Raw genomic sequence first — 7,500 nt, 5'->3', positions numbered from 1 at the left:
CGTCTGTCACTGCATTCCCACGCAGAGCGTGGGAACGAGAGGTTCAGGTGTTATCGTGCTTTTTGGCCGGCTCGCTGAACCACTCCTCCTTCGGCACCAGCTTGGCCTGACGCGGGTCGAAGGCGTAGTGCGGCGACATGATCTGCACTCCGTATTCATTGAACACATCCTGAATATTGGCATGCAGCATGGTCAGCAATTCGGCACGCGGGCGCGGTTGGCTGGGGATGGCCTGGGCCACCAGGCGGTACTCCGGGTAGAAGTCCGACAGGGCAATCTGGAACACCTGCGGCGCCGGGTCGGCCAACACCCCCGGGGTGCGCAGGGCCGCCTCCAGCAACATCGCCTCGATCTGCCGCCACGGCGTGTCGTAGCCGATGGTCACTGTGGTGTCGACCACGTAACCGGGCCCCTTCACCGTGCGCGAATAGTTCTTGGTGACGGCACCGGTGATCATCGAGTTGGGGATCGTCAGCATTTCACCGAGCCCGGTGCGGATTCGCGTGGTGAACGTGCCCAGCTCGGTCACCGTGCCTTCATGCTCGCCGATACGCACGAATTCGCCGGGCCGCAGGGTGTGGGTATAGGTGAGGATCAACCCGGCAGCGGCCTGCCCGACCACGCTGGAGGCGCCCAGCGAGATCATCAGGCCGAGCAGCACCGACAAGCCCTTGAAGGCATCGGTACCCGCCCCCGGCAGGTACGGGTAGGCCATTGCCAGGGCAAACAGCCAGATCGCAATGGAGGTCAGGCGCGTCGTCGGTTGCAGGGTTTCATGGTTCAACCAGCTGACGGTGCCCGGTGCGGCCAGGCGCTTGAGCAGGCGCCGACTGAAGGCGACGGCGCCCCGGGCAATGAAGAAGATCGCCAGGGCAATGCCCAGGCCCGGAATCGCCCCGACGATGCTGTGAAACAGATAAGCGGCCACATCCAGCAGATAGCTGTTCAGGCTCTCGCCCCATGGACGGGTATAGGGAAACCGCGACAGGACAAAGCTCAACCACTGATAGCTGAACAGCGCCACCAGGACCCAGCTCAGCACCCGCAGCGCGCGACTGATCAGCGGGTAGAGAAAATGGGCCTCGACCAGCGGGGTTTCCCCCACCTTCAACGCTTGGGCATGGCGTTTCATCATCGCCGGCAACCAACCGAGCAATTTGCGCCGCAGATAACCCAACCCCCAGAGCAACGCCAGGTAGAGTGCCGTGGCCACGGCACAGGCCAGCACATCCACAAGGATCAGGTGCAGGCTACGCGCTTCCTGGGTTTCAGCCACGACCTGGCGTAGCTTGTCGGCGGCGCCCTGGGCCGCTTGCATGACCGAACTGTACTCGAGGGGATCGACGTCCCCGGGCGTAACGATGAATGCACGCCGTCCGCCCAGCAGCACCATGTAGCTGTCCTGGATCGGGTCGATGCTGACGCTCAGCTCGTCGTTGCTGTCCAGGGCTTCACCGATGACCACATTGGCGCGCCTGGCGCGCAGCGTCGGCGTTTCACCGAGCAAGCTGGCGCGAAACGTGATGACGGTACGATTGGCGACCTTCAGATTGGCGGTGGACTGCGCGGGTTGCGCGGAGTCAGTCGTTGCCAGCGGGTCCAGTGCAAAGACCTGGGCCGACCACAGTATCCCCCACCACATCATGCACCACACAAACGCCCTGCTGCGCATATCCTGGCCCCGATAAACGTCCTGTCGATGTCTGGCAGCGTAGTTCAGCGCGGCGATGTTTGTCGGCTTCCGTACCGGGAGGATGGGGATTAGAATTGTCGGGGTCGAACCCACCCCAAGGGTGAGCGCCATGAGTGATCCCTACGACCTGCAACGCTTTGTCGATGCACAAGAACCGACCTTCGAGCGCGCCATGGAAGAACTGCGCACCGGTCACAAACGCAGCCACTGGATGTGGTTCATCTTTCCCCAGCTCGAGGGACTGGGCCACAGCGAAATGGCCTGGCGTTACGCGATCTGCGACCGTAAGGAAGCCCTGGCCTACCTGGACCATCCCCTGCTCGGGACGCGCCTGGAAGCTTGCACGCGGGCGGTCATTGAATTGCAGGGCCGTACCGCAAGGGAAATCTTCGGCACGCCGGATGATCTGAAATTGCGTTCCTGCATGACCCTGTTTGCCACCGTTGCGCCTGAGCGAGAGGTTTTTCAGCAGGTGCTTGATGGGTTTTATCAGGGGAAAGGTGATGTGAAAACCCTGTCCCTGCTGGGCGAAGAAACGGACCTGTAAACGCGATTCCACAGATTCAACACGGACAGCGGTCCACACAATGTCTCTCTGTGGGAGCGGGCTTGCCCGCGATGACCACACCGCGGTGTTTTAGATAATCCGCGGTGTCTTCTTCGCGGGCAAGCCCGCTCCCACAGGGGGATCTCACAGAGGGCTCCCACAGGGGTATGAGGGCAACCCTGTACTCGGGTCAGACCCGGACGTTACGCGCCGGCAAGGAGGTACGCTGCTGGGTCTCCCAGTTCTTCGCCAGCCCCACCACCACATTCGCCGCTGGCAACAGCTTGCGCCCGCGTACCATGTCCGCTGCCCGTTCGGCCAGCATGATGGTCGGTGCGTTGAGGTTGCCGTTGGGCTCGGTCGGGAACACCGACGAGTCGATCACGCGCAGCCCCTGGAGCCCCCTCACCCGCAGTTCCGAGTCGACCACCGCCATGTCGTCCTCGCCCATGCGGCATGAGCCACAAGGATGGTAGGTACTCTCCAGGTTGTCGCGCACGAACGCATCGATCTCCTCGTCGGTATTGACCAGTGGCCCCGGCGCGATCTCGGTGTCACGGAAGCGGTCCATGGCCGGCTGGCCGATGATTTCCCGGGTCAGGCGCACGCAGCGGCGGAAGCCTTCGCGGTCTTCTTCCCGTTGCAGGTAGTTGAACAGAATTTCCGGGTGCACGTACGGGTCTGCCGAGCGAATTCGCACATGGCCACGGCTCTTGGGCTTGTTCGGCCCGGTCAGGACCATGAAACCGTGGCCCTTGATCGGCTTCTTGCCGTCGTAGCGCATGGCGGCCGGCAGGAAGTGGAACTGGATATCGGGCCAGCGCAGGCCTTTCTCGGAGCGGATGAAACCACCGGCTTCGAAGTGGTTGGTCGCGCCCAGGCCGTCCTTGCGCAACAACCAGCGCAGGCCGATCATCAGTTTGCTCAGGGGGTCCATCTTGCTGTTGAGCGTGACCGGCTCCTTGCAACCGTACTGGATGTAGATCTCGGCGTGATCCTGCAGGTTTTCACCGACGCCCGGCAGATCGAGCTTCACGGGTACGCCGGCCTTCTTCAGGACTTCAGCGGGGCCGATGCCGGACCGCTGCAGCAGGTGCGGCGAACCGATCGGGCCTGCCGAAATGAGGATTTCCTTGTTGCACAACACGGTGTGGGTCTGGCCTTCATGGTCATAAGTCAGGCCCACGGCGCGCTTGCCTTCGAGGATGATCTGGCGCGACATGGCCTTGGTGATCACCGTCAGGTTGGGCCGTTCCATGGCCGGACGCAGGTAGGCGTTGGCGGTGGAGCAGCGCACGCCATCCTTGACCGTCATGTGCATGGCACCGAAGCCTTCCTGCATGTAGCCGTTGCAGTCGTCGGTCTTGATGTAGCCCGCTTCGGCACCGGCGTCGACCCAGGCCCCGTACAGCGGGTTCTTCATGTTGTTGCCGTTGGTGGTGTGCAAGGGCCCTGAACCACCGCGGTAGTCGTCGCCACCGGCATCGCAGCTCTCGGCACGCTTGAAGTACGGCAGGCAGTTTTTATAGCCCCAACCCTTGGCGCCCAGCTCTTCCCACTCGTCGAAATCGTAGGCATGACCACGGATGTAGACCAGGCCGTTGATCGAAGACGAACCGCCCAGCACCTTGCCCCGTGGGCAGTGTACGCGCCGGCCATTGAGCCCTGGCTCCGGCTCGGTCTCGTATTTCCAGTTGTATTTGGTGGTGTTCATCGGGATCGAAAACGCACTCGGCATCTGGATGATCACGCTGCGGTCGCTGCCGCCGAACTCCAGGACCAGCACGCTGGTGCCGGCGTCCTCGGTCAGGCGGTTGGCCAGTACGCAGCCGGCAGAACCCGCGCCAATGATGATGTAGTCGTAACGTTGGCTAGTCATTGTTGTTATCTCCCAAAAGTCGTTTTGCTGACCATCGGCATGGCGCGGTGGGCCTTCTTTTCGCCGGTGGTGTAGTGCGGACAAGTCTTTTCGATTTCCTGGATGACGACCTCTTCGCGGTTGAGGTCGATCGAGCGGCTGAGTACGTAGTACACCAGGCCCGAGACGATCAGGCCGACCAGCCAGGCGATGTCGATACTGCCCAGGGCCTTGGCCAGGGGGCCGACATACACTTCACGCTGTTCGACGCCGTCATAGATGTAGAAGAACGGAATCATGGCCAGGAAGCCCACGGCGTACGACACGATGCCGCGCATGCCCCAGCTGCCATAGATGTTGTTGTGCGGCATGAAGAAGTGCGGGATGGCATAGCGGCCCTTGCGCACGAAGAAATAGTCGGTGAGGTTGACCGAGGTCCAGGGCACCAGGAAGTACAGCATCACCACCAGGTAGATACCCAGTACCGACAGGCCCTTGCCCGAACTCTGGATGCTCATGGCCACGCCCAGTTGCAGCAGGATCACGAACAGGATGGCGAGGATGCGCGCCTTGCGGGTCGGCTCGATGTGCTTGATCGAATCGACACAGGTCAGGGTGGTCAGCTTGGCACTGTAGATGTTCATGGCGATCACCGGCAGGAATGCCAGGATGGTTACCACTACAACGACTGTGCCCATGGCGGACGACACGGTGTTGCCCACTTGCCCCAGCGCCACCAGCACGTCGGTCGAATGCAGGTGATCGGCCAGCCAGCCGCCCACGGAGATCATCCAGGCACCGGACAGCGAGGCACCGAGAAAGACCACCGCAATCAGCTTGCCGCTGGGGGTGTTCTTCGGCAGATAGCGCGAGTAGTCGGACACGTAAGGTGCGTAGGCAATGTTGTAGCTGGCCGCCGCGGCGAACTGGGCGATGAATCCGGTCCAGTTGAAACCCAGCGGCGCCGGCGCGACTTCCCCGGCTGCCAGGGGCGGCAGCACGGCATCGGGCACCCAGCCCATCAGCACGGCCAGGGTCACCAGGCCATACAGGGGCAACGACAGGTACAGCGCCCATTTGAAGCTGCGGTGCATCCAGTCATGGCCGAGAATGGCCAGTATCGTCGCCGGCACGGTCACCGCCAGGGCAATCACCATCGGGTCGAACCCGAACAGCGTGTGCAGCCCCTGCATCATCAACACCAGATTCACGATGTTGAAGCCGGCAAACACGAAGAGCGTCGCCAACAACACCAGAATCACCCCGCGATAACCGAACTGCGCGCGCGACTGGATCATCTGCGGCAGCCCGAGGTGCGGGCCCTGAGAACCATGGAAAGCCATGAACAGCGTGCCGAACATGATCCCGAGGGTGCCGGCCAGGGTGGTCCACAGCGCCGTCAGGCCGACACTGGGCCCGACGAAACCGATGGTCATGGTGAAGAAGGTGAAGTTGCCCAGGAACCAGAATGGTCCCTGGCTCCTGAGTTTGTCGGTGCGTTCGTCCTCGGGGATGAAATCAATCGAATGGTTTTCGACCGCCAGCGCGGTGTCGCGATGTGCAGCGCTGGCGGCGGTCTTGGATGATGTGTTCATGATTTTCTCTCATTATTGTAAATATCATGACAAAGCGCTTAAAACCCAGCGCCTCAGGGCAACGTTATCCAGACCGCCTTGGTCTCCATCAAAAAGTCCAGTTGTTCCGATCCCAGGTCCTTGCCGAACCCTGATTGCTTGTAGCCTCCAAACGGCATCGACGGGTCGATGGTGCTGTGGGCGTTGACGTACACCGAGCCTGCCTGCAGCCGTGGAATCAGGCTGTGCACGCGGCCCAGGTCATTGGAGTAAAGGGCTGCGGCCAGTCCGAAGGGCGAGTCATTGGCCAGGGCCAGGGCCTCTTCTTCATCATCGAAAGGCGCGGTCACCAGCACCGGGCCGAAAATTTCCTCCTGGACGATGCGCATGTCGTTGCGGCAGTTGGCGAAGATGGTCGGCTCGACGAAGAAGCCAGGACCTTCGACCGGCTGGCCGCCGTAGACCAGTTCGGCCCCCTCGGTCTTGCCGAGTTCGATGTATTCGGTAACCCGCTGTTTCTGCAGCGCCGAGACCAGCGGGCTGATGAAGCATTCGGGATCCAGGCCCGGGGCCATTTTCAAGGTCTTCGTGTAGGCGATCAGCTCACGCAGGAATTGGTCATAGATGCTGCGATGGACGTACGCGCGGGTACCGGCATCGCAAACCTGGCCCGAGTTGAAGAACACACCATTGGCCACGGCTTTTGCGGCGGCGGGCACGTCGGCATCGGCCAGTACTATTACTGGAGATTTTCCTCCCAGTTCCAGGGTTAGTCGCTTCATTTCGTCCAGCGCGGCACGCCCGACGGTGCGGCCGACCGGGGTGGAACCGGTGAACGTCAGCTTGTCGATGCCAGGATGGGTGGCCATGGCCGCACCGACCACGCTGCCGCGACCGGTGACGATGTTGATCACCCCGTCCGGAATACCCGCTTCCTGCACCAGTTCGGCAAAGCGCAGGGCCGACAGCGAGGTCAGCTCGGCCGGCTTGACGACCACGGTGCAACCGGTCGCCAGGGCGGCGCCCAGCTTCCAGGCCATGGTTTGCAGCGGGAAGTTCCACGGCACGATGGCGCCGACTACGCCGATCGGCTCTTTGCGGGTATAGGCCAGGTAATTGCCTGGCAGGGATGGCTCGACGGTACGCCCGTGCAGTTTGGTGGCCCAGCCGGCGAAGTAACGCAGGGTGTCGACAGTGCCCTGGATATCCACATCGCGGGCCTGGGCGGCGGACTTGCCCATGTCGATCGATTCGATCTCGGCAAGCTCCGCGGCATTGGCCTCGATCAGGTCGGCCAGGCGATGGATCATGCGCTCGCGTTCCAGGGGCTTGGCCTGGCGCCATGGACCACCATCAAACTGGGCACGAGCGGCCTGCACGGCGCGGTCCAGATCGTCGGTGGTGCCCATGGGGATGCGGGTGATCAAACCGGCGGTTGAAGGCTCGATAACGTCTGAGGTCTGGCCGTCGCTGGCATCGAGCCAGGCGCCGCCAATGAACATTTTCAAAGACTTGCCGAGGAAAGTTTGCGTAGCTTCGCAGACGCCGAACCTTTGCAAGTACTGTTTGACGATCGTGTCCATTTCTTGTTCTCTCTCATCGGCGATCAGGTTCTTGTTTTGGGATGCACTGCTGGTAAGTCTTCGCCGTTGGAGTGACTATGAGCGTTGATTGCCAATGAAAAAATGCTAATCATCAGATGCCAACATCGGCATTCCCGATATAAAAACAAACAGGAGATACGGGTGAACAAGCTGCACGATGTCGATTTGAAACTGCTTCGGGTATTCGCCGCTATCGTCAAATGCGGCGGCTTTTCCGCTGCGCA

At 61.6% G+C, this 7,500-nt stretch carries 6 protein-coding genes; 2 read left to right on the top strand and 4 right to left on the bottom strand.

Features of this window, described 5'->3' with window-relative positions; genetic code table 11:
- Window positions 1-43: 43 nt before the first annotated feature.
- Window positions 44-1,672: a mechanosensitive ion channel family protein gene (locus tag F2S13_RS28175; RefSeq protein WP_166367150.1), complete on the bottom strand. Its 1,629-nt coding sequence runs from the start codon at window positions 1,670-1,672 to the stop codon at window positions 44-46.
- A gap of 130 nt (window positions 1,673-1,802) precedes the next feature.
- Between F2S13_RS28175 and F2S13_RS28170 the strand changes: the two genes are divergently transcribed.
- Window positions 1,803-2,240 carry a DUF1810 domain-containing protein gene (locus F2S13_RS28170; protein ID WP_166367148.1) on the top strand — a complete coding sequence of 146 codons (438 nt, stop codon included), beginning with the start codon at window positions 1,803-1,805 and terminating at the stop codon, window positions 2,238-2,240.
- 190 nt (window positions 2,241-2,430) lie between these two features.
- On the opposite strand, the gene betA is transcribed toward F2S13_RS28170, so the two are convergent.
- Genes betA through F2S13_RS28155 form a run of 3 tightly spaced genes read right to left on the bottom strand, consistent with a single transcriptional unit; the run spans window position 2,431 to window position 7,255 of the window.
- Window positions 2,431-4,119 (bottom strand): choline dehydrogenase, encoded by a 1,689-nt coding sequence (gene betA, locus F2S13_RS28165; RefSeq protein ID WP_166367146.1) that lies wholly within the window; start codon window positions 4,117-4,119, stop codon window positions 2,431-2,433.
- 5 nt (window positions 4,120-4,124) lie between these two features.
- Window positions 4,125-5,693: a purine-cytosine permease family protein gene (locus F2S13_RS28160; RefSeq protein WP_166367137.1), complete on the bottom strand. Its 1,569-nt coding sequence runs from the start codon at window positions 5,691-5,693 to the stop codon at window positions 4,125-4,127.
- A 53-nt stretch (window positions 5,694-5,746) separates the two neighbouring features.
- Window positions 5,747-7,255 carry an aldehyde dehydrogenase family protein gene (locus F2S13_RS28155; RefSeq protein WP_166367135.1) on the bottom strand — a complete coding sequence of 503 codons (1,509 nt, stop codon included), beginning with the start codon at window positions 7,253-7,255 and terminating at the stop codon, window positions 5,747-5,749.
- A gap of 162 nt (window positions 7,256-7,417) precedes the next feature.
- Here F2S13_RS28155 and F2S13_RS29730 point away from each other — a divergent pair.
- Window positions 7,418-7,500 (top strand): LysR family transcriptional regulator (locus F2S13_RS29730; protein WP_166367182.1); only part of this gene is annotated, 83 nt, incomplete at its 3' end.

The sequence above is a fragment of the Pseudomonas akapageensis genome (assembly GCF_011355085.1).
Taxonomy (GTDB): Bacteria; Pseudomonadota; Gammaproteobacteria; order Pseudomonadales; family Pseudomonadaceae; genus Aquipseudomonas; species Aquipseudomonas akapageensis.
Note: the sequence above shows the minus strand (reverse complement) of the source record. Positions and strands in the feature narration are given on the sequence as shown.

Bases quoted from the DNA above. Each gene is read 5' to 3' on its own strand.
- F2S13_RS28175 (WP_166367150.1), bottom strand. From the start codon at position 1,672: ATGCGCAGCAGGGCGTTTGTGTGGTGCATGATGTGGTGGGGGATACTG.
- F2S13_RS28170 (WP_166367148.1), top strand. From the start codon at position 1,803: ATGAGTGATCCCTACGACCTGCAACGCTTTGTCGATGCACAAGAACCG.
- betA (WP_166367146.1), bottom strand. From the start codon at position 4,119: ATGACTAGCCAACGTTACGACTACATCATCATTGGCGCGGGTTCTGCC.
- F2S13_RS28160 (WP_166367137.1), bottom strand. From the start codon at position 5,693: ATGAACACATCATCCAAGACCGCCGCCAGCGCTGCACATCGCGACACC.
- F2S13_RS28155 (WP_166367135.1), bottom strand. From the start codon at position 7,255: ATGGACACGATCGTCAAACAGTACTTGCAAAGGTTCGGCGTCTGCGAA.